General features: G+C 60.5%; 13 protein-coding genes and 1 pseudogene. 8 read left to right on the top strand and 6 right to left on the bottom strand.

Going from position 1 to position 22,848, the window contains the following annotated elements; translation table 11 throughout:
* Positions 1-154: 154 nt before the first annotated feature.
* The 8 genes from AC07Y2_RS12485 (at position 155) to AC07Y2_RS12450 (ending at position 15,099) form a co-directional block, all read left to right on the top strand.
* Positions 155-1,942 carry a type I secretion system permease/ATPase gene (locus AC07Y2_RS12485; protein ID WP_039768317.1) on the top strand — a complete coding sequence of 596 codons (1,788 nt, stop codon included), beginning with the start codon at positions 155-157 and terminating at the stop codon, positions 1,940-1,942.
* On the top strand, positions 1,939-3,288 hold the full coding sequence (locus AC07Y2_RS12480; RefSeq protein ID WP_039768319.1) for an HlyD family type I secretion periplasmic adaptor subunit: 1,350 nt from the start codon (positions 1,939-1,941) through the stop codon (positions 3,286-3,288). The genes AC07Y2_RS12485 and AC07Y2_RS12480 overlap by 4 nt, the downstream gene beginning before the upstream one ends.
* A 2-nt stretch (positions 3,289-3,290) precedes the next feature.
* Positions 3,291-4,658: a TolC family outer membrane protein gene (locus tag AC07Y2_RS12475; protein WP_103386095.1), complete on the top strand. Its 1,368-nt coding sequence runs from the start codon at positions 3,291-3,293 to the stop codon at positions 4,656-4,658.
* 56 nt (positions 4,659-4,714) lie between these two features.
* Complete coding sequence (eprS, locus tag AC07Y2_RS12470; RefSeq protein WP_103386094.1) at positions 4,715-7,666, top strand: autotransporter serine peptidase EprS; 2,952 nt, start codon at positions 4,715-4,717, stop codon at positions 7,664-7,666.
* A gap of 115 nt (positions 7,667-7,781) precedes the next feature.
* On the top strand, positions 7,782-10,868 hold the full coding sequence (locus AC07Y2_RS12465; protein ID WP_103386093.1) for an autotransporter serine protease: 3,087 nt from the start codon (positions 7,782-7,784) through the stop codon (positions 10,866-10,868).
* 57 nt (positions 10,869-10,925) lie between these two features.
* Positions 10,926-12,614 carry a polyurethane esterase gene (locus AC07Y2_RS12460; RefSeq protein WP_103386092.1) on the top strand — a complete coding sequence of 563 codons (1,689 nt, stop codon included), beginning with the start codon at positions 10,926-10,928 and terminating at the stop codon, positions 12,612-12,614.
* A 100-nt stretch (positions 12,615-12,714) separates the two neighbouring features.
* Positions 12,715-14,568, top strand: a complete 1,854-nt coding sequence (locus AC07Y2_RS12455) for a polyurethane esterase (RefSeq protein WP_103386091.1) — start codon at positions 12,715-12,717, stop codon at positions 14,566-14,568.
* Between the two features lie 237 nt (positions 14,569-14,805).
* Positions 14,806-15,099: a hypothetical protein gene (locus tag AC07Y2_RS12450; protein ID WP_408980489.1), complete on the top strand. Its 294-nt coding sequence runs from the start codon at positions 14,806-14,808 to the stop codon at positions 15,097-15,099.
* Positions 15,100-15,273: 174 nt separating this feature from the next.
* Here the strand turns inward: AC07Y2_RS12450 and AC07Y2_RS12445 are convergent, their stop codons facing one another.
* The 6 genes and pseudogenes from AC07Y2_RS12445 to AC07Y2_RS12420 all read right to left on the bottom strand — a co-directional run bounded on the left by AC07Y2_RS12445 (position 15,274) and on the right by AC07Y2_RS12420 (position 22,848).
* Positions 15,274-15,861, bottom strand: a complete 588-nt coding sequence (locus AC07Y2_RS12445; protein ID WP_146040480.1) for a hypothetical protein — start codon at positions 15,859-15,861, stop codon at positions 15,274-15,276.
* Positions 15,862-16,038: 177 nt separating this feature from the next.
* A pseudogene (locus AC07Y2_RS12440) lies at positions 16,039-16,707 on the bottom strand (RHS repeat domain-containing protein); the annotation flags it as partial.
* Between the two features lie 39 nt (positions 16,708-16,746).
* Positions 16,747-17,121, bottom strand: a complete 375-nt coding sequence (locus AC07Y2_RS12435) for a hypothetical protein (protein WP_256586988.1) — start codon at positions 17,119-17,121, stop codon at positions 16,747-16,749.
* Between the two features lie 151 nt (positions 17,122-17,272).
* Positions 17,273-17,854: a hypothetical protein gene (locus AC07Y2_RS12430; protein WP_146040479.1), complete on the bottom strand. Its 582-nt coding sequence runs from the start codon at positions 17,852-17,854 to the stop codon at positions 17,273-17,275.
* 10 nt (positions 17,855-17,864) lie between these two features.
* Positions 17,865-22,388 (bottom strand): RHS repeat-associated core domain-containing protein, encoded by a 4,524-nt coding sequence (locus tag AC07Y2_RS12425; RefSeq protein WP_158248855.1) that lies wholly within the window; start codon positions 22,386-22,388, stop codon positions 17,865-17,867.
* A gap of 31 nt (positions 22,389-22,419) precedes the next feature.
* Entirely contained in the window at positions 22,420-22,848 is a 429-nt protein-coding gene (locus AC07Y2_RS12420; RefSeq protein WP_158248854.1) for a DcrB-related protein, read from the bottom strand.

Raw genomic sequence — 22,848 nt, 5'->3', positions numbered from 1 at the left:
ACGAATATAAAGAAGTACCCGGCAGTTATAAGACTTGGAAAAAGTTGTTGTGAAAATGTAAGCGGGTACTTGCAAGTCATCTCTCGCAGGTAAGCGAAATAACAATTGAGCGCTCGTCTCTATTTGGCGGGTTCAATCATTTCAGGAAGAATCAATGAAGATGGCGAAGGCCCCAGCCACCGCTCCCTTATTCAAGGCCTTGGGTGACTATAAAAGCATTCTGATCAGCGTCGGGTGTTTTACCGCATTGATAAACGTGCTGATGCTGGTGCCCTCCATTTATATGCTCCAGGTCTACGACCGGGTGCTGTCTTCGCAGAACGAAACCACCCTGGCGATGCTGTCGCTGATGGTCGTCGGTTTCTTCGCGTTTATCGGCCTGCTGGAAGTGGTGCGCAGCTTTATCGTGATCCGCATCGGCAGCCAGTTGGAGCGCCGCTTCAACCTGCGGGTCTATCAGGCAGCGTTCGAACGTAACCTGTTCAAGGGCGAGGGCAACGCCGGGCAGTCCTTGGGCGACCTGACCCACATTCGCCAATTCGTTACCGGGCCTGCGCTGTTCGCGTTCTTCGATGCGCCGTGGTTCCCGGTTTATCTGTTTGTGATTTACCTGTTCAACGTCTGGCTCGGCGTACTCGCCACCGCTGGCGCGCTGCTGTTGATCGCGCTGGCTTGCCTGAACGAATACATGACCAAGAAGCCGCTGGGCGAAGCCGCCGGTTACTCGCAGAAATCCAGCCAGTTGGCCACCAGCCACCTGCACAACGCTGAGACCATTCAAGCCATGGGCATGCTGGGCGCCTTGCGCAAGCGCTGGTTCCAGGTGCATTCGCGCTTCCTTGGCCTGCAGAACCAGGCCAGCGATACCGGCGCGGTGATCAGCTCGCTGAGCAAGACCCTGCGCCTGTGCCTGCAATCGCTGGTGCTGGGCCTCGGCGCACTGCTGGTGATCAAAGGTGACATGACCGCCGGGATGATGATCGCCGGCTCCATCCTGATGGGCCGGGTCTTGAGCCCGATCGACCAGTTGATTGCCGTGTGGAAGCAGTGGAGCGGGGCGAAGCTGGCTTACCGCCGCCTCGATGCGCTGCTGCAAGCCTTCCCGCCGAGCGATGACGCCATGGCGCTGCCGGCGCCGAAAGGCCAGATCACCTTCGAACAAGTCAGCGCCGGTCCACCGGGTCAGCGCGCCGCGACCCTGCACATGGTCAATTTCAACCTGGCGGCCGGTGAAGTATTGGGCGTGCTGGGTGCCTCCGGTTCCGGCAAATCGACCCTCGCGCGTGTGCTGGTCGGCGTATGGCCGGCGCTCGGTGGCACGGTGCGTCTGGACGGCGCCGACATCCACCGTTGGAACCGCGATCAGCTCGGCCCGTACATCGGCTATCTGCCGCAGGACATCGAGCTGTTCAGCGGCAGCATCGCCGAAAACATTGCCCGCTTCAGCGAAGCCGATCCGCAAAAGGTCGTGGCCGCCGCGCAACAGGCCGGCGTGCACGAACTGATCCTGCGCATGCCGCAAGGCTACGACACGCAATTGGGCGAGGACGGCAGCGGTTTGTCCGGCGGCCAGAAACAGCGTGTGGCACTGGCCCGTGCGCTTTACGGCAACCCGAGCCTGGTAGTGCTTGATGAGCCGAATTCCAACCTCGACACCGTCGGCGAAGCCGCGTTGTCCAGCGCGATCGTGCAGCTCAAGGCCCAGGGCACCACCGTGGTACTGGTCACCCACCGTTCTTCGGTACTGGCACAGGCCGACAAGCTGCTGGTACTCAACGACGGCCGTCTGCAGGCCTTCGGCCCGAGCCATGATGTGCTCAAGGCACTGTCCGCAAACCAGCCCGGCAACCAGTCACAACAAAATGAAAAACCTGCGCAAGCACCGGCCGGACTCAGCATGAGCCGCCAGTATCAGCCGACGACAAGGAATTCGGGTGTATGAGCAGCGCGAGCATGAACACGCAAAACGAAGCGACGATGGAACACGACTACATCACCGAGCGCCCGGAACGCGACGCCAGGTTTTTCGCCCGCATGGGCTGGATTCTGGCACTGGTCGGTGCCGGCAGTTTCTTCACCTGGGCGGCATTGGCGCCGCTGGATCAGGGCATTCCGGTGCAGGGCACCGTGGTGGTGTCGGGCAAGCGCAAGGCCGTGCAGTCGATGAGCAGCGGCGTGGTCAGCCGGATTCTGGTGCGTGAAGGCGAAATCGTGAAGCAGGGCCAGCCACTGTTCCGACTCGACCAGACTCAGGTCGCCGCCGACGTGCAGTCACTTCAGGCGCAATACCGCATGGCCTGGGCCAGCCTGGCGCGCTGGCAGGCCGAGCGTGACAACCTCAAGCAAGTGACGTTTCCGGCAGAGCTGAGCGACAACGCCGATCCGCGCCTGGCGCTGGTGCTGGAAGGCCAGCGGCAATTGTTCAGCAGCCGTCGCGAAGCGTTTGCCCGCGAACAGGCCGCCCTGCGCGCGAGCATCGAGGGCGCCACCGCGCAGTTGGCGGGCATGCGCCGCGCCCGAACTGACCTCAACGCGCAAGCCGATTCGCTGCAACAGCAGTTGAGCAACCTGCAACCGCTGGCCGACAACGGCTACATCCCGCGTAACCGCTTGATGGAATACCAGCGTCAGCTGTCGCAGGTGCAGCAGCAACTGGCCGAGAACACCGGTGAAAGCGGCCGGGTGGAGCAGGGCATTCTTGAATCCCGGCTGAAACTGCAACAGCACGGCGAGGAATACCAGAAGGAAGTCCGCACTCAGCTGGCCGACGCACAACTGAAAAGCGTCACCCTGTCGGAGCAACTGACTTCCGCCGGTTTCGACCTGCAACACAGCGAAATCCTCGCCACCGCCGACGGCGTGGCGGTCAACCTCGGCGTGCACACCGAAGGCGCTGTGGTGCGTCAGGGCGAAACTCTGCTGGAAATCGTCCCGCAAGGCACGCGCCTGGAAGTCGAAGGGCACCTGCCGATCAACCTGATCGACAAGGTCGGCACGCACTTGCCGGTCGACATCCTGTTCACCGCGTTCAACCAGAGCAAAACCCCACGGGTGCCCGGCGAAGTCAGCCTGATTTCTGCCGACCAGATGGTCGACGAGAAAACCGGCGTGCCGTACTACGTGTTGCGCAGCAGCGTCAGCGATCAGGCCATGGAAAAACTCAACGGCCTGGTGATCAAACCCGGCATGCCGGCGGAAATGTTCGTGCGCACTGGCGAACGTTCGCTCCTCAACTACCTGTTCAAGCCGCTGCTCGACCGCGCCGGTTCCGCGTTGACCGAAGAATAAGGATGTTCGGCTGTATGAATAAGCTTTCCATGCTGGCGGCAGCGTTCGCGCTGCTCGCGGGCAACAGTGCAGTGGCGGCCATGGGACCGTTCGAGATCTACGAACAGGCGTTGCGCAATGACCCGGTGTTCCTCGGTGCGATCAAGGAGCGCGATGCAGGCCTCGAAAACCGCGCCATCGGCCGCGCCGGGCTGTTGCCGAAACTGGGTTACAACTACAACAAGGGCCGTAACTCGTCGAAAGCCACCTCCCTCGACGAACGTGCGCGCAACCGCACCGATGACCGCAACTACAGCAGCTACGGCTCAAGCCTTACCCTGCAACAACCGTTGCTCGACTACGAAGCCTACGCGGCGTATCGCAAGGGCGTGGCCCAGTCGCTGTTTGCCGACGAGAACTTCCGCGGCAAGAGCCAGGAACTGCTGGTTCGGGTACTGGATAACTACACCAAGGCTTTGTTTGCCCAGGATCAGATCGACATCGCGCTGGCCAAGAAGAAGGCGTACGAGCAGCAGTTCCAGCAGAACGAGCACATGTTCCGCCAAGGCGAGGGCACTCGCACCGATATCCTCGAGGCCGAGTCGCGTTATGAACTGGCGACCGCCGAGGAAATCGAGGCCCGCAACGAGCAGGACGCCGCGCTACGCGAACTGGGCGCATTGGTGGGGGTGCCGGCGGTGGACATCAGCGATCTGGCGCCGCTGGATCAGAACTTCCAGACGTTCGCCCTGATGCCGGCCAACTACGACACCTGGCACGAACTGGCAATCAGCAACAACCCGAACCTGGCGTCCCAGCGTCAGGCGGTGGAAGTGGCGCGCTACGAAGTCGAGCGCAACCGTGCCGGGCATCTGCCGAAAGTCAGCGCCTATGCCACGATGCGCCAGAACGAATCGGAAAGCGGCAACACCTACAACCAGCGTTACGAAACCAACACCATCGGTTTCGAAGTCAGCGTGCCGTTGTACGCAGGTGGTGGCGTGTCGGCCTCGACCCGCCAGGCCAGCCGCACCATGGAACAGGCCGAATACGAACTGGACGGCAAAACCCGCGAGACCCTGATCGAACTGCGTCGTCAGTTCAGCGCCTGCCTGTCCGGAGTGAACAAGCTGCGCGCCTATCAAAAGGCCCTGGCCTCGGCCGAAGCGCTGGTGGTATCGACCAAACAAAGCATTCTCGGTGGCGAACGCACCAATCTCGACGCACTGAACGCTGAACAACAACTGTTTACCACCCGCCGCGACCTGGCCCAGGCGCGCTATGACTACCTCATGGCCTGGACCAAATTGCATTACTACGCGGGCACCTTGAGCGAGCAGGACCTGGCGCGGGTGGATGAGGCCTTCGGACAGGGCCCACGGGCGCAATAACACCGTAGCTTCAACACAAAAAGCTTCGACCCAAAACAACAAAAAGAGTGGTGAACATGGACGTACGCATCAAGCCGATTTCGGTCGGCACCCTGCTGCTTGTGATGTCTGCAACCCAGGCTCAGGCCCAATACCTCGAATCCGGAAAGCCCGGCGATCCGGCCAGTTGGCGCAGCGCCGAATTCCTGCGCGACTGGGGACTGGAACGGATGCAGGCCGATCAGGCTTACGCCGCCGGCATCACCGGCAAGGACGTGAAAATCGGCGCGCTGGATTCGGGTTTCGACGCCGCCCATCCCGAGTTCGCCAGTGATCGCTATCACCCGGTGCTGGCCAGCGGCAGCTACGTCGACGGCTCGCTGTTCAGCGTCAACGGCACCCTCAACCCGAACAACGATTCCCACGGCACTCATGTGGTCGGCACCATGGGCGCGTCCCGCGATGGCACCGGCATGCACGGCGTGGCGTACAACGCGCAGATCTACGTCGGCAACACCAACAAGAACGACAGTTTCCTGTTCGGCCCCAACCCCGATCCCCGCTACTTCAAGGCGGTGTACGACGCCCTGGCCGATGCCGGTGTGCGAGCGATCAACAACAGCTGGGGCAGCCAACCGCCGGATGTCAGCTATCGAACCCTTGCGGATCTGCACGCCGCTTACGCTCAGCACTGGAACAAGGGCACGTGGATTGACGCAGCGGCGGACGTTTCCCGTCGTGGCGTAATCAACGTGTTCAGCGCCGGCAACAGCGGCTACCCGAATGCCAGCGTGCGCTCGGCGCTGCCGTACTTTCAGCCGGACCTGGAAGGGCATTGGCTGGCGGTGTCCGGGCTGGATCAAAGCAATCAGCAAAAGTACAACCAGTGTGGCATCGCCAAATACTGGTGCATCACCACACCGGGCGCGAAGATCGACAGCACCATTCCCGACGGCGGTTATGCGATCAAGTCCGGCACCTCGATGGCCGCGCCGCACGCCACCGGCGCACTGGCGCTGGTGATGGAGCGCTATCCGTACATGAACAACCGGCAGGCGCTCGAAGTGCTGCTGACCACCGCCACCCAGCTCGACGGTTCGGTGACCGACGCACCGACCGAGCGAGTCGGCTGGGGCGTGGCCAACCTGTACCGGGCGATGCGCGGGCCGGGGCAGTTGCTCGGGGCGTTCGACGCCAATCTGGCGGCCGGGCAGAGCGATGTCTGGAGCAATGACATCAGCGACAAAGCCCTGATCCAGCGCCAGAACGAAGACCTCGCCGAACACAGCGCCTGGCAGCAAACACTGCAAAACAAAGGCTGGCAGAACGGCGTGCCGGCCGGCGCCAGTCAACAGGATCAGACCGATTACGCCGTGGGCATGGCCCGCGACGCAGCGGCGGCCGGTCGGGTGTATCAGGGCAGTCTGATCAAGTCCGGCGACGGGCGACTGATTCTGACCGGTAACAACAGCTATCGCGGGCCGACCACGGTCAATGGTGGTCTGCTGACAGTGAACGGCTCGCTGACCTCGGCCGTGACTGTCAATGACGGCGGCACTCTTGGCGGTTCCGGGCGAATCGGCGCGCTGACCGCCAACAGCGGCGGCCGGGTGGCACCGGGCAATTCGATCGGTACGTTGAACGTCGCCGGTGACGTGGCCTTCGCGCCGGGTTCGACCTACGCCGTGGAGTTGTCTCCCACCAGCAGCGACCGCATCGTCGCCGGCGGCATCGCCTCCATCAACGGCGCCACCGTGAGCCTGTCGCTGGAAAACAGCCCGACGCTACTCAGCACCACCGAGGCCAGAAGCCTGCTCGGCCAGCAGTACAACATTCTGCAAGCGGCGGGCGGCATTCAGGGTCGGTTCGGTGCAGTGCTGCCGGATTATCTGTTCATCGGTGGCAGCCTGGCCTACAGCGACAACGGCATCGGTTTGAATGTCGAGCGCAACGCGACATCGTTCGCCAGCGTCGGCCAGACCCCGAATCAGCGCTCCGTGGCCACTGCCGTCGAAGGTCTGGGCGCGGGCAATGCCGTTTACGAAAGCCTATTGTTGTCGGCCACCGCTGGTGACGCGCAACAAGCCTTTCAACAGTTGAGCGGTGAAATCTACCCGGCCCTCGGCTCGGTGCTGATCAATGACAGCCGCCAACTGCGCGACGCCATCGGCGAACGCCTGCACGATGCGCAAGCCACGCAAAGCAACGGCTGGATCAAAGCTCTCGGCTCCTGGGGCACAACCAACTCGCGCCACGACACCGCCGGTTACAGCACCTCCATCGGTGGCTTGCTGGCCGGCATCGACGGCGCGGTCGATGAGCAGACCCGCATCGGTCTGGTCACCGGTTACAGCGACAGTTCGCTGAGCATGGGCTCGGGCACGCATTCTTCAGCCAAGGTCGACAGCTATCACCTCGGCGCCTACGCCGGTCACGACATCGGCGCCTGGCGCCTGAGCACCGGCGCCGCCTACAGCTGGCATCGCGCCGATGTGAAGCGCGACTTGCAGTACGGCAACGTCAGCGCCAAGCAAAAAGCCAAGGTCGATGCCGCCACCACTCAGGTGTTCGGCGAAGCGGCCTATCGGCTGAACCTGCAAGCGCTGGCCCTGGAGCCGTTTGCCAACCTGGCTTACGTGCACCTCGACACCGACGGCTTCACCGAGAAGGGCGACGCCGCCGCGCTGAAAAGCGGCGGCGACCAGCGCGACGCGGTGTTGAGCACCCTCGGCGTGCGGGCGATCAAGACCTTTGATCTGCCGTCCGCGCAGAAGCTGGACGTGAGCGGTCATCTGGGCTGGCAGCACAGCCTGACCGACATCGACTCCGAACAGCATTTGCGCTTCGCCAGCGGCAGCGCGCCGTACACCGTTGAAAGCTCGCCACTGGTGCGTGACGCCGCCCTGGTCGGCGTGCGGGCCAGCCTGGCGCTGACCCGCGACGTACGGGTCAACCTCGATTACACCGGACAACTGGCCAGCCGCGAGAAGCAGCACGGCGTGGGCCTGAGCCTGAACTGGCAGTTCTGACTCACCGAGAGATGATCGTTCCCACGCAGAGCGTGGGAACGATCAACGGGGGGACGTGGGGAACGATCACTTCAATAGACGGATTTTTCGCAACATCACTAAGGAAGGTCGCTGGATGAAAAACAACAACACCCCCGCGCAATCGGGTGGCTGCTTTCGCCTGAAAACCCTCAATTTCGCCTTGCTCTGCGCAATGACCACCTGGGGCAACGCAAACGCGGCGCCCTATGTGGAAAACGGTCGGGCAGGGGATCCAGGCAGTTGGCGCAGCGCCGAATTCCAGGCCGACTGGGGCCTGGGCGCCATCGGTGCGGATCACGCCTACGCCGCCGGCTATACAGGCAAAGGCGTGAAACTGGGGATTTTCGACCAGCCGGTCTACGCCGCGCACCCGGAGTTTTCCGGCAGCAACAAGGTCATCACCCTGGTGACCTCGGGGATCCGCGAATACACCGACCCCTACATTCCGGTCAAAGCCGGGGACGCGTTCCGCTATGACGGCTCGCCCTCGGTCGGTTCCGACGGCAAGCTCGGCGCCCACGGCACGCACGTTGGCGGTATCGCCGCCGGCAGCCGAGACGGCGGGCCGATGCACGGCGTGGCGTTCGGCGCCCAGATCATCAGCGCCGACAACGGCGACCCGGGCCCGGAAGACGGCATCGTGCGCGGCAACGACGGCGCGGTGTACAAGGCCGGCTGGGATGCGCTGATCGCCAGCGGCGCGCGGATCATCAACAACAGCTGGGGGATCGGCATCACTGATCGTTTCGACCTCGGCGGCCGCGACCCGGCGTACCCGCACTTCACCGTCAACGACGCGCAACTGCAGTTCAACGAGATCCGCACACTGCTGGGCACCAAACCCGGCGGCGCCTACGACGGCGCAATCGCCGCCGCACGCAGCGGGATCGTGACGATTTTCGCAGCGGGCAACGACTACAACCTGAACAACCCGGACGCCATCGCCGGCCTCGGTTACTTCGTGCCGGACATCGCGCCGAACTGGATCACCGTCGCCGCATTGCAGAGAAACCCGGATCAGGCCAGCGCCAACCCGTACATCATGAGTACGTTCTCTTCGCGCTGCGGCTACACCGCCAGTTTCTGCGTCTCGGCACCGGGCACGCAGATCTACAGCTCGATCATAGAAGGCACCAACGCCGACAACCTGACCACCGGCTACAAGAACTACAACGGCACCTCGATGGCCGCGCCGCACGTGGCCGGTTCCATGGCAGTGCTGATGGAGCGCTTCCCGTACATGACCGGCGATCAGGTCGCCAGCGTGTTGCGCACCACGGCCACCGACCTCGGCGCACCGGGCATCGACGCCCTGTATGGCTGGGGCATGATCAACCTGCGCAAGGGCATCGACGGCCCGGCGATGTTCGTCACCGAGCAGGACATTCCCGAAGAATTCCGCATTCAGGGCGCCTACGGTTCCGGTCAGTTCGTGGCCGATCTGCCGGGCATCGGCGCGATCATCGATGTGGGAAAACCCACCGAGCGCGTGTGCAACGACATCACCTGCGGGCTCGACACCTGGCGCAACGACATTTCCGGCCATGGCGGTTTGACCAAGCAGGGCATCGGCACCCTGGTGCTGACCGGCAACAACACCTACAGCGGCCCGACCCTGGTCAATCAGGGGCGATTGGCAATCAATGGCTCGCTGCAATCGGCGGTCACGGTCAATGACGGCGGCATCCTCGGCGGTAACGGCCGGATCGCCGCTCTGACCGCCAACAGCGGCGGCATCGTGGCGCCCGGCAATTCCATCGGCACCTTGAACGTGGCGGGTGACGTGACCTTCGCGCAGGGTTCGACCTATGCGGTGGAAGTCTCGCCGACCAGCAGCGACCGGATCGTCGCCGGCGGCAAAGCGCTGATCGAAGGCGCAACCGTGACCATGTCGCTGGAAAACAGCCCGACGCTGTTGACCACCGGCGAAGTGAAAAGCCTGCTCGGCACCCAGTTCAACATCTTGCAGGCAGCGGGCGGCATTGAAGGGCAGTTCGGCCAAGTGTTGCCCGACTACGCGTTCCTCGGCGGCACCCTGGCGTACTCGGCGAGCGGTGTGCAACTGGACGTTGGCCGTAACGGCGCCTCGTTCGCCAGCGTCGGCCTGACCCCGAACCAGCGCGCGGTCGGCGCTGCTGCCGAACGCCTCGGCGCCGGCAATGCGTTGTTCGAAACCCTGTTGCTGTCGCCGTCGGCGGCCGCTGCGCAGGATGCCTTCCAGCAACTGTCCGGGGAGATTCACCCGGCCATCGGCACACTGCTGATCAACGACAGCCGCTACCTGCGCGATGCCGTGGGCGAACGTCTGCGCGAACGTGATCTGTTCGATGCCGGCGCGCCGACCGATGATCGCAGCAACGCCTGGCTCAAAGTGCTCGGCGCCTGGGGCAAGAGCGATGGTGGGTCGAAATACGCCGATTCCACCAGTTCCATTGGCGGCCTGCTGGCCGGGGTCGATGGCTTGATCGCTGAAGATACTCGTCTGGGTTTCGTTACCGGCTATAGCGACAGCTCGTTGAGCATGGGCGAGGGCACACATTCGTCCGCCTCGGTCGATAGCTATCACCTGGGCGCGTACTTGGGGCATCAGATCGATGCACTGCGTCTGACCGCCGGTGCGGCTTACAGCTGGCATCGCATCGACGTCAAACGCGACCTGCAATTCGGTGGCGTCAGCGGCAAACAGAAAACCAAGCGCGATGCGACCACCGCACAACTGTTCACCGAAGCGGCCTACGACCTGGGCCTGCAACCGATGAACCTGGAGCCGTTCGCCAATCTGGCCTACGTGCACCTCAACAGCGACAGCTTCACCGAGAAGGGTGATGCCGCCGCACTGAAGGGCGGCGAAGACAACCGCGACGTGGTGCTGTCGACCCTCGGTGTGCGGGCCAAACGCACGTTTGCCCTGTCGGAGAAATACCAGCTGGAACTGGGCGCAAGCCTGGGCTGGCAGCACAACCTGAGCAGCGTGGATGCTGACAGTCACCTGGCGTTCGCCAATGGCAACAGCGCGTTCAGCGTGCAAAGTGTGTCGATGGATCGAGATGCAGCGGTGGTCGGCGTGCGCGCCGGTCTGGCGCTCAATCGCGATGTCCGGGTCAACCTGGACTACAACGGGCTGATCGGCTCCAACGAAAAGGACCACGGCGTGGGCCTGACGCTGGACTGGCAGTTCTAAGGGGTAACGGCAGTTCTTTCGAGAACTGCCGTTTTTTAAAGGAAGAGAGAGCACAACATGGGACTGTTCGATTACAAAAATGCCGACGGCAAAGCGCTGTACAGCGATGCCATCGCCCTGACGCTGTATGCCTACACGCCGACCGGGCAGGCCTTGCCCGGCACCGGTTGGAAGCCGATCGGGGCCACGGCGCTGGGCTATCAGGGCAAGGTCGGGGCGCAGGGCACGTTCTTCGGCGAGAAGGACGGCTTCACCAGCGCCGAAGCCGAAGTGCTCGGCAAGTACGACGCCGCCGGCAAGCTGATCGGCATCGGCGTGGCCTTCCGGGGCACCGGTGGATTGGGTTACAGCGATACCTTCGGCGACATGAAAAACAACCTGCTGGCCGCCATCGGCCCGTCGGATTACGCCACCCAGTACGCGAAGAACGCGTTCGACAACCTGCTCAAATCGGTGGCCGCTTTCGCCGGCGCCCACGGCATTGCGGCCAAGGACGTGTTGATCAGCGGCCACAGCCTCGGCGGTCTCGGAGTCAACAGCGTGGCGGAGTTGAGCGCGAGCAACTGGGGCGGGTTCTTCAAGGACGCCAACTACATTTCGTTCGCCTCGCCGACTCAGAGCAGCACCGGCAATAACGTGCTGAATATCGGCTACGAAAACGACCCGGTGTTCCGCGTGCTCGACGGCACCACGTTCAGTACCGCATCGATGGGCAAGCACGACAAGCCACACGATTCGACCACCGACAACATCGTCAACTTCAACGACAACTACGCGTCCACCGCGCAGAACCTGGTGCCGTTCAGCATCGCCAATCCGCTGAACTGGTCGGCCCACAGCTCGCTGGGGTATGCCGACGGCCTGAATCGGGTGATCGCGTCGAAGTTCTACGGCCTGACTCACAAGGACTCGACGATCATCGTCTCCAACCTTGAGCAAGCGTCGCGGGGCAAGACCTGGGTCGAGGATCTGGGCCGCAGCGGCGAGCCGCACACCGGCAGCACGTTCATCATCGGCACCGACAGCGGTGACTGGCTCAAGGGCGGGGCGGGCAACGACTTCCTCGAAGGTCTGGGCGGCGATGACCGTTTCCGTGACGACGGCGGCTTCAACATCCTGCTCGGTGGCCAGGGCCACAACACCTTCGAGCTGCAAAAGCCGCTGCAGAACTTCAGCTTCGCCAACGACGGCGACGGCACGCTGTACGTGCGTGACGCCTACGGCGGCATCAGCATGACCCGTGACATCGGCGCGCTGGTGAGCAAGGAGTCGGGTTCGTGGTGGGGCAGCAAGGAAATCACCTGGACCGTCACCGCCAAAGGCCTGGCCAACGGTGCCGAACTGACCCAGTACAACCACTCGCTCAGCGGCGGCGCCATGGGTGACACCCTCAAAGCCACCGCCGACAGCGACTGGCTGTTCGGCCTGGGCGGCAACGATCACCTGCAAAGCGACAAGGCCCACGTGACCTTCGTCGGCGGCGCCGGCAATGACGTGATGAGCGCGGTGGGTGGCAACAACACCTTCCTGTTCAGCGGTGCCTTCGGCTTCGACGCAATCAATGGCTACCAGGGCAGCGACAAACTGGTGTTCATGGGCGTCGAAGGCGCGGGGCAGGGCTACGACTACAAGCAACACGCGTCGCAGTCCGGAAGCGATACCGTGCTGAAGATTGGCGACTTTGCCGTGACGCTGATCGGGGTCGGTGTGGCTAACCTGTCGGATTCGAGTTTCGTCTTCGCCTGACAAACGAAAGTTGTACTGAAATGCTCCGGGGCGCCTCGGGAGGGGCGTTCTGGTTGTGAGCTATCTCTGAACAATTCCAACAAAAAGAGAGGCAACAGCAATGGGTGTGTATGACTACAAGAACTTCGGTACGGCGGAATCCAAGGCGCTGTTCAGCGACGCCATGGCCATTACGCTGTATTCCTATCACAACCTCGATAACGGCTTTGCCGTCGGTTATCAGCACAACGGCTTCGGCCTCGGCTTGCCGGCCACGCTGGTGACCGCGCTGATCGGCGGCACGGATTCCCAGGGGGTGATCCCCGGTATTCCGTGGAATCCCGATTCGGAAAAAGCCGCACTCGACGCGGTGAAAAAAGCCGGCTGGACCCCGATCACCGCCTCGCAACTGGGGTACGAGGGCAAAACCGACGCGCGCGGCACCTTTTTCGGTGAAAAGGCCGGTTACACCAGCGCCCAGGTGGAAATCCTCGGCAAATACGACGCTCAGGGCCATCTGACGGAAATCGGCATCGCTTTTCGCGGCACCAGCGGCCCACGGGAAATCCTGATCGGCGACTCCATCGGCGACGTGATCAACGACTTGCTCGCCGCGTTCGGGCCCAAGGATTACGCCAAAAACTACGTCGGTGAAGCCTTCGGCAACCTGATGACCGATGTGGTGGCGTTCGCCAAGGCCAACGGCCTGAGCGGCAAGGACGTGCTGGTCAGCGGTCATAGCCTCGGCGGGCTGGCGGTCAACAGCATGGCCGACTTGAGCACCAGCAAATGGAGCGGGTTCTTCCAGGATTCCAACTACATCGCCTACGCCTCGCCGACCCAGAGCAGTACCGACAAGGTGCTCAACGTCGGCTACGAAAACGATCCGGTGTTCCGCGCCCTCGACGGCTCGACCTTCACCGGCGCCTCGCTCGGCGTGCACGACGCGCCCAAGGAGTCGGCGACCGACAACATCGTCAGCTTCAACGACCACTACGCCTCGGCGGCGTGGAACGTGCTGCCGTTCTCGATCGTCAACATTCCGACCTGGATCTCGCACCTGCCGACCGCCTATGGCGACGGCATGAACCGGGTGATCGAGTCGAAGTTCTACGACCTGACCAGCAAGGACTCGACGATCATCGTCGCCAACCTGTCGGATCCGGCGCGGGCCAACACCTGGGTGCAAGACCTGAACCGCAACGCCGAAACCCACAAGGGCAGCACCTTCATCATCGGCAGCGACGGTAATGATTTGATCCAGGGCGGCAGCGGCAACGATTACCTGGAGGGCCGCGCCGGCAACGACACGTTCCGCGACGGCGGCGGCTACAACATCCTGCTCGGCGGCTCGGGCAACAACACCCTGGAGTTGCAGAAGCCGGTCAATACCTTCGACTTCGCCAACGACGGCGCCGGCAACCTGTACATCCGCGATGCCAACGGCGGGATCAGCATCACCCGCGACATCGGCAGCATCGTCACCAAGGAGCCGGGCTTCCTCTGGGGCCTGTTCAAGGACGACGTGACCCACAGCGTCACGGCGGCCGGTCTTAAGGTCGGCAACAACGTCACTCAATACGAATCAAGCGTGAAGGGCACCGGCGGTGCCGACACCCTCAAGGCCAAGGCCAGCGGAGACTGGCTGTTCGGGCTGGACGGCAACGACCACCTGATCGGCGGGGCGGGCAATGACGTGTTCGTCGGCGGCGCCGGCAATGATCTGCTGGAGTCGGGCGGCGGCGCGGATACCTTCCTGTTCAGCGGCGCATTCGGCCAGGATCGCGTGGTGGGTTACACCGCCAACGACAAACTGGTGTTCCTCGGCGTGCAGGGCGTATTGCCGGGCGACAACTTCCGCGCCCATGCCACGGCGGTGGGACAGGACACGCTGCTGAAATTCGGTGCTGATTCGGTGACGCTGGTCGGGGTTGCGTTGAACAGCCTGAGTGCCGACGGGATCGTGATCGCCTGACCACGAGTGTGGAGAGGGGGCATGCTCCCTCTCCAGATTCTTGATCCATAAATGCCCGCGAGGGCGCTTACCGCGCCAAATATCATCAAGGGGCCGTCCTGGATTCATGGTCGATATCGCTGGTGTGTTTGCGGATCAACCGCCCGAGGGCATCACGCTCGAAATGATGCTCCAGTGGCGTGTGCGGTTCGATGCTGTCTTGCCGTCCAGATCGGGCTCTGCACTCGGCGCGGGAATATGGTGGATGCCGGTGACATCACCCAGCGGGTTGTGCTGGTAGATGCGCCCGCTGCCATCCAGGGCCTGCTGGGCCAGCAGGCGGTCCAGCGCATCCCATTCGAAGCGGTAGCGTTCGTGGTTTTCATTGCTCAGGTGCAGCAGGCGGCCATAGGCGTCGTAGCTGAATCGTACTTTATGACCGAGCGCGTCAATGCGCTGTTGGATCCGACCGCTGGGGTCGTAGTGTTACTGGGTGCGCAGGTTGGCCGGATCGATGTAGTCAGTGAGCTGGCCGCCAGGTTGCGCTGGTAGCGGCCGAGGCTGTCGACGACGCGGGTTTCGCCCTTGGCCAGGTCGTATTCGAAGCGATAATCCTCGCCGTCGCTGCCCCAGTGGCGGATGACCCGTCATTCGTGGTCGGGCTGTGGTTCCAGCAACGGGAGTAATGTGCAAATGGTCGTTGAGATTTTTTTGAGTGTTAAATGCTCATGTGAGTTTTAGTTCGTGAAACTCTAAAAATGAATGGTCAAAGTTAAGGGATAGTATTTTGTTTTTTAGTTTTTCGGTAACGACTATATTGAATGCGTCGCTCCAATCCTTTAATCGAAATGAATTCAGCTCTTTAGGTATCTTATTCAAGTAAATTACTGGGGTTATAAAGAAGCGCGCTCTTTTGCTCTCCCATTCTTCAGGTGCGTAATTTTCTGGCCAAGGGTCGAACTCTGATAAGTTCCAATTCACACAGTCGATGTGATTGTAGACGTGCATCAAAAGGTAGGTGTGTTGGATGGTGGAGTTGTTTATAGATACAAGTTGGGTGCCGTCTCCATCTATGCTCGTAATGCCCTTTATATTCGAATCGAAAGCAATAAATTGTGATCCGATTGTATTTATTGGTGGAATAGGTCCATCTGTAAGTGGCTTGTAGGATAATGCTTTAGTTATTTTTTGGTCCGAATCTGATAGTGATATGGAGCTGATGGGCTTTGTGCCTTCAAATAGTTTTGTTTGAGGGTTTAAATATCCCGCCCACTTCTTGCTTGATACATTAGGGTTGATCTTGAAGTACTTCATGTCGATACCTTTGTTAGCATGTTGTTTAGCCAAGTGCCAGGGGGGGGGTGGCTTCGGCTCTTAATTTGTTCATCTCTTTAATGAATGAGTCCCGCCCTCGCTCACTCGCGCGTTCCAAACGATCAAACATTTTTTGGTGCATACCTTCTGGGTGGGGACCTTTATGTCCGGGCACGTCTAATTGTTTAATGGGTCGTTGAGAACATCTTTCCTTGATTTCCCATTTTTAAATTTCCCCAGCCCATTTTGTTTAAACAAGGCCCTAAAACGTTCAGACCATACCTTGTGTTTGTTGGTGGCAATATGGTGAGTCGGTGCGCAAGCTGAAAGTCCCCATGGATCAACCCAATCTATTGGATTCGGTGCGTACTGATAGAGGTTCAGCCCACCCATCAACCCAATCGGATCCGGCTGCGTAAACCTCACCACATCCGCATCATAAAACCTGAAGGTGTTGTAGTGCAGCCCGGTTTCGCGGTCAAGGTACTGCCCTTGGAAGCGCAAGTTCTGCTCGCGCCTGATCCGTTGATCGTGCCACTCATCCCGACTCTTGCCCCAGCCTTCGTACTCACTGCGCCACACACTGAGCCCGGTCTCATCGGTAAGCTGTTCCGGCAACCCGGCGAGGTTGGTGTGGAAGTAGAAGATCTCTTCACTACCGGGCTTGCCATCGATCCGTGCCAGCGGTTCATAGCTGTCGGGATCGGCATACACGTACACACTGCCGAATCCGTGTTCCACTTCCTGCAACAGTCGCAATCCCTGCCACACAAACTGCACATCGCTCTGTGGCTGTTCGCTGTCGTTGCGGTACACCTGCTTACCGATGCGTCTTCCGAGCGGGTCGTACCGGTACTCGCTACGTAACCGCTGCCAACCTTGATCCTACTCCACACAGACCAGCCGCTGTTCGGCGTCGTAGCGAAAGCGTTGCACGGTGTGGCTGCCGATACGCTTTTCACTCAGGCGCCCAAACCGGTCATAGCGGTAGCGTTTGTCCTCGAACACATGCACGCGGTTGTTCTTGACGTAACCGCTGCCCCGACCGCTTTGCAGCAGGTTGTCAGCGGGATCGTAGGCATAGTCGGTAACCCCGTCGTCGGTGGTTTTGCGTAGCAAGCGGCTCACCGCATCGAGGGTGAAGAGGTGTCGGATCGGCGCATCAGATTCGACTGGCGGCGGGCCGTCCTCACACGTGTTGCTCGGTTCCGGTGCTAGCGTGGGATGAGCATCGGTGGTTTTACGGAGCAATCGGCTCATTGCATTGCGGCTAAAGCGATGCAGGATCGGGTCGCCTGACTCGTTCGGTGCCGGGCCGTCCTGTGAGTGTTGCGCGGTTTTTGTGCGGGTATGGGATAGGTGTCGGTGCCGGTGATATCGCTCAGGGCGTTTCTGAAGTTGTTCCCTATTTTCATGGAATAGTTGAATCCTGCCATGATTCGTTAATCCATAGTGATGGTTTGTTTGTTGTAAAAAAATTGTCAAGTAAGTAGTTGGCGTCTAACTTTTTCGCATATGAATGCAGTAAAGTTGCAGGTAGGCGGTTTGAGATTTTTCTCGATGTGTAGTGATCTGTCTCTTCCAGAGATAGGGGAGCTCCATGCTGGAAGAACTCCCATCGCCTGTTCTCTTTTGATGCTCTTATTATTCTTTCAGTTTTTGTGTGAGAGTAGTGCCTGAACTCCCTGAGTGGCTCATCAGCATCGATTATTCTAATGGTTGTATAACTGGAGGATGTAAAGTTGGCAATGCAGTAAAGTAGGGAGTCCCACCCGTCATATAAGGTGCTAATAAATATTAAGCTTGATGGTGTTGGTGAAGGGTAAAAAAAGACTCCTTTAGCAGGCTGCCCTCCTTCTGAGGTTAATTCTAATGATATATGTTTGATGTTTTTTACCGCGTGAGATGGGGGGTGCTGCCATTCGCAGCCGTGCTGGATGTATTCTATGACATCGTTTTGAGTAAAGCTTACTTTGGATATTATGGTTGTCATCGGGGAGCCTTTAAAAAGTCGAGTGGCCCGAAAGGATATTTCCATTGTTGTCTATTAGCCAGAAGGTATTTCGAGCATTCGGATCATTCGAAGGGATGCTTCTTTGATGTCCTAGACTTCCTTTGGTAGTCGTATCATATTCGATATTGTGGTGTTTTCCGTTCAGGTTATATTGTATGTCGGGTCGGTTATTGCCGACCCTAACGCCATTTATATCCACTTGTGTTTGGTTCTTTCTGATGTCGGTAGCCCCCAGCGTCTTTAATCTTGCAATAAGGTTGTCTATGTGGCGATTGTGTGCAACCCCACCATGGGGCCTTGCATTGCCTCCATTCGCACAAGCCAACCCCCATGGATCAACCCATCCAGTCGAGTTCGGAGCATATTGATATAGGTTCAGCCCACCCAACAACCCAATCGGATCCGGCTGCGTAAACCGCCCCACATCCGCATCATAAAACCTGAACGTGTTGTAGTGCAGCCCCGTTTCCCGGTCAAGGTACTGCCCCTGAAACCTCAGGTTCTGCTCACGCCTGATCCGCTGGTCGTGCCACTCATCCCGACTCTTGCCCCAGCCTTCGTACTCACTGTGCCAGATGCTCAGGCCGGTCTCGTCAGTGAGCTGTTCCGGCAACCCGGCGAGGTTCGTGTGGAAGTAGAAGATCTCTTCACTACCGGGCTTACCATCGATCCGCGCCAGTGGTTCATAGCTGTCGGGATCGGCATATACGTACACACTGCCGAAGCCGTGTTCTACCTCCTGCAACAGCCGCAGCCCCTGCCACACAAACTGCACATCACTCTGTGGCTGTTCGCTGTCGTTGCGATATACCCGTTTGCCGATGCGCCGTCCGAGTGGGTCGTACTGATACTCGCTGCGCAGCCGCTGCCAGCCTTGATCCTGCTCGACGCAGACCAGCCGCTGTTCGGCGTCGTAACGAAAGCGTTGCACGGTGTGGCTGCCGATACGCTTTTCACTCAGGCGCCCAAACCGGTCATAGCGGTAGCGTTTGTTCTCGAACACATGCACGCGGTTTTGCTTGACGTAACCGCTGCCCCGACCGCTTTGCAGCAGGTTGGCAGCGGCGTCGTAGTTGTAGGTTTCGCGGTGTAGCTCCGGGTTCTGCGGCGTGCTGTGGCGATGGTCGCGCAGGCGCTCGGTGGCGTCGTAAATATAGTGCTCGTTGCCTTCGACACTTTTGCCGTGGCTCTGGCCGAGAAATCGCCCGAGCAGGCCGTCGTCCGGCAGCGGCTGGCGTGGATCGCTACCACCGCGACGCTGGGTCTGGGTCAGGCGCTCGATGATCAGGTTGTCGCTGGCGTCGTACTGGTAGTTTTTTTGCAGCAGCGGCAGTTCTTCGCGGGCGGCGTTGCGGTAGTGCAGGGCTTTCTGGCTGAGGCGGCCACTGCGGTCGTAGCGGGTGCGGGTCAGCAGGCTGCCCTGGGTGCGCAGGACTTCGTCGTGCAGTTGATCGCGTTCGAAGTCGCAGATCACCCGGCCATTGAGGTTGAGTTGATGCAGGTGGCCGCTGCCGTAGTACAGGTGGTTGAGTTGGCGTTGGTCGGGTAGGGTCAGGGTTTCCAGGTTGCCCAGGGCGTCGTAGCGATAACCCAGTTCACCGGCATCGCTGCTTTCGCTGAGCAGTTGACCGAGGGCGTCATAGCGAAATTCCAGTTGCTGCTGTTCGCCGTTGTGAGCTTTAAAAGTGATCGCCAGCAGGTTGTCAGCAGGATCATAGGCATAGTCGGTAACCCCATCATCGGTGGTTTTACGCAGCAAGCGACCCACCGCATCACGGGTAAAGCGATGCCGTATCGGCGCATCGGATTCGAATGGTGGCGGGCCGTCCTCATAAGTGTTGCGCGGTTCCGGCGCTGGTGTGGGATGGGCGTCGGTGCCGGTGATGTCGTCCACCGCGTTGTAGTGGTAAACACGGTAGCTATCGTCCAGATCGATCTGGGTGGTCAAACGATCCAGTACATCCCACTCAAAACGGTAGGCTTCGTTGTTCTCATTGCTCAGCTGTTGCAGGCGCCCATACGCGTCATAGCTGAAACGTACCTTATGCCCCAACGCATCGATACGCTGCTGGATCCGCCCGCTGGGGTCGTAGTGGTACTGGGTGCGCAAGTTGGCCGGATCGATGTAGTCAGTGAGCTGGCCGGCTAGGTTGCGCTGGTAGCGATCAATGCGCCCGTCGGGGCGCTCGCTTTCGATCAGGTGGCCGCGCAGGTCGTAACGGTACTGAGTGGTCTCGCCACGGGCATTGGTGCTGGCGCTCAGGTAGCCGCGTTCGTCGTAGCGGTAATGGTTTTCCGAGTTGGAGCAATCGCGATACAGCAGCAGTTGCCCATAACGGTTCCAGGCCAGGGTCTTGTGTTTGTCGTGGGCGTCGATGATCTCCACCACTTGGCCCTGGGGGTCATAGCGGTAGCGGGTAGTGTGCCCGAGTGGATCTTTTTCACTGAGCAGGTTGCCGCGTTCGTCGTAGCTGAAGGTGCTGGTGTGGCCGCCACGGTCGGTGATGCTCAGGGGCAGGGCCCAGTGTTCGGTGTAGAGGATGTATTCGCTGCGGCCGAGCGGGTCACGGGTTTCGATCAGGCGACCGAGGTCATCGTAGACGTAATGCCATTCGCCGCCTTGCGGATCGGTGGTCTTGAGCAGTTGCCCGGCCAATAGGTCGCTATGCCAGCATTGGCCCAGCGCGTCGATATGGTGGTAGACCTCGTACAACGCGCCCCAGTAATAGCGTTCCTCGCGGCCGAGGCTGTCGACGACGAGGGTTTCGCCCTTGGCCAGGTCGTATTCGAAGCGATAGTCCTCGCCGTCGCTGCCCCAGTGGCGGATGACCCGCCATTCGTGTTCGGGTTGCGGTTCCAGCAAGGGCGGCAGTGTGTAGGGCGTGCCGTCGGTGCGGACGGGTTGCGGCCCTTGCTCGGGAACGGCGAAAGACGCCCATGCATAGTGACGTGTGGCGCCGGTGGGCAGCGTATGGCTGCTCATGTACCGCTCGGGCGTGTAGGTGAAACGTCGCAGCACTTGATCCCTGGTATCGAGCACGGTGCTCAAGTCGCCATGGCTGTCATAGCGGTAGCGCACCAAAGGCTCGGTGCGCTCCAGATGGCCGGGGCCTTCATCACTGAAGTACAGGCGCTCAACCTGCTCAACCCGGCGTGGGTGCAGGTCGTTGTAGCGCAGGCGCACGGTGATGCGGCTGTTGGGGTCGAGCAGGTGCAGCAATCTGCCCTGATCGTCATAGTGCAGGTTGACGGTATTGCGGTTGCGGTCGCCCAGGCGTACGAGACGTGAACGTTGCGGGTTGTGGGGATCGGTTTCAAAGACCTGATACAGGCCGTCATGAATGTCCTCGACCACCGTCAGGCCGTTGCCCATCTCGAAGAACGCCAAGCCATCGAGGGTGCTGACAAAGCGATTGCCGGGCTTGAGTTGGCCTAGTTCCAGGCGTTCGCCCTCGGCGTTGATGTATACCCACAGGTCACCACCGTCGGGGTGAGGCACGCGCACGATTTCAACTTCGTAGAACACGCTCCAGCCGACGCCGAATAGGCCGTTGTCGCGACGGTCGAGGCTGTTGTAGCGGCGTGCCCACACGATGGGCAGGAGGCCGGGGAGGGTGAAGTCCAGATCTTCCGGGCCATCCTGGAATTTGCTGCCAGTGGATACGGCCACCGGATTTCCCGCGTTGAAAATACGTGTACAGCCGAACTTCCGCGCGATGAGGATGCCGGCAATGATGCCCACCACCATGCCGATCTTGCTTTTTCCTCCTTGAATGGGCCGTACCACCAGCGGTTCGCCGCCGATGCGAACGTCCGGTGATACATCGGTATCTGGGCCTACGGTGGCCTCGCAGGTGGTGCGATCACCGCAACGTGCGGCAGGTTGACTGTTAATGAAGACTTCTGAGGAGCCTTCAGCCAGGTATTGCGTGGGCATGGGCAGATGCCGCATGCACACCACCTGGTCCAGCTCGGCGGGGCGGGTTCCGCTTGCAGGCGTGGCCACCATGGGCGGGTTGATAACGCCGTCGATGGCTTGGTAGATCGCGACGACCGGGTTGAGTCCGGCAACCACGCCAAGAATGGTGTCCATCACATTGGGCTTGGCCGCAGGCTCGTCGGGCTCGTCGGTTTGTATGCCGGCGGCCCGGGCCGCCAGTTCGCTATTGATTCGAGTGTCGACGGAACCGCTTGCAATGTTGCCCTGTGGCGTGGGGGGAATCAGCGCGTTGAAAAAGCCACTGCACGCATCGCTGAAATGCTCCCCGATGGATTTTTCACCGGCAGGAATCAAGCTCGTCGCTGTCACCAACAACCCGGCGCCTACACCGATCGCCACTGCGCCTACCGCTGCGATACCCACCGCTGTCAGCACGTAAGGCGCCGCCGCGATCACTGCAGCAGTGACCGCGGCATACACGACCGCTTCCGCTACGGTGGCGAGGATTTCAGCCCATACGGAGGTGTGCAGTATGGGGTCGCCCACACGGGCGGCGTGTACGGTGTCTGCCACAAATCATCTTCCTTGCGATCAGGTCATTCGTTCAGGCGAACCGAATTGACTGTTTTAGGGTTTCCCAATGGTCGAAATCTGCTTCAGTCAGTGCACTGCCCTTGCTGTAAGTCAGCGCCAGCAGACGAGCCTCGCCAGGCACCTCACAGGCCAGTTGGTACTGGCAGGACAGCGCGTTGCCTTGGGTGAACTCGGTTTGCACTTCCATCGCGACAATGTTGCGGTCGACACCTACCCGCACCTCTGCGGGCTTTGTGCATTTGAAGGCGGTGACTTTTTTGCGCAACTCGCTGAGCTGTTGGGTATGGGTTTCGGCCAAGGATTTATGTGGGTCCATGGGGCCGCGTGCGATAACCAAGGTGGTGCCACGGGGTTTGAACACCAGCATGTTGACGCTGTTGTCGTCGGGCGTTTCATTGCCTAGTCCGATGATCAGATCTCGGGTGATGTATTCGCGCAT

The organism is Pseudomonas sp. GW456-12-1-14-TSB6 (assembly GCF_059424205.1).
This window is presented reverse-complemented; position numbering and strand designations above follow the sequence as displayed.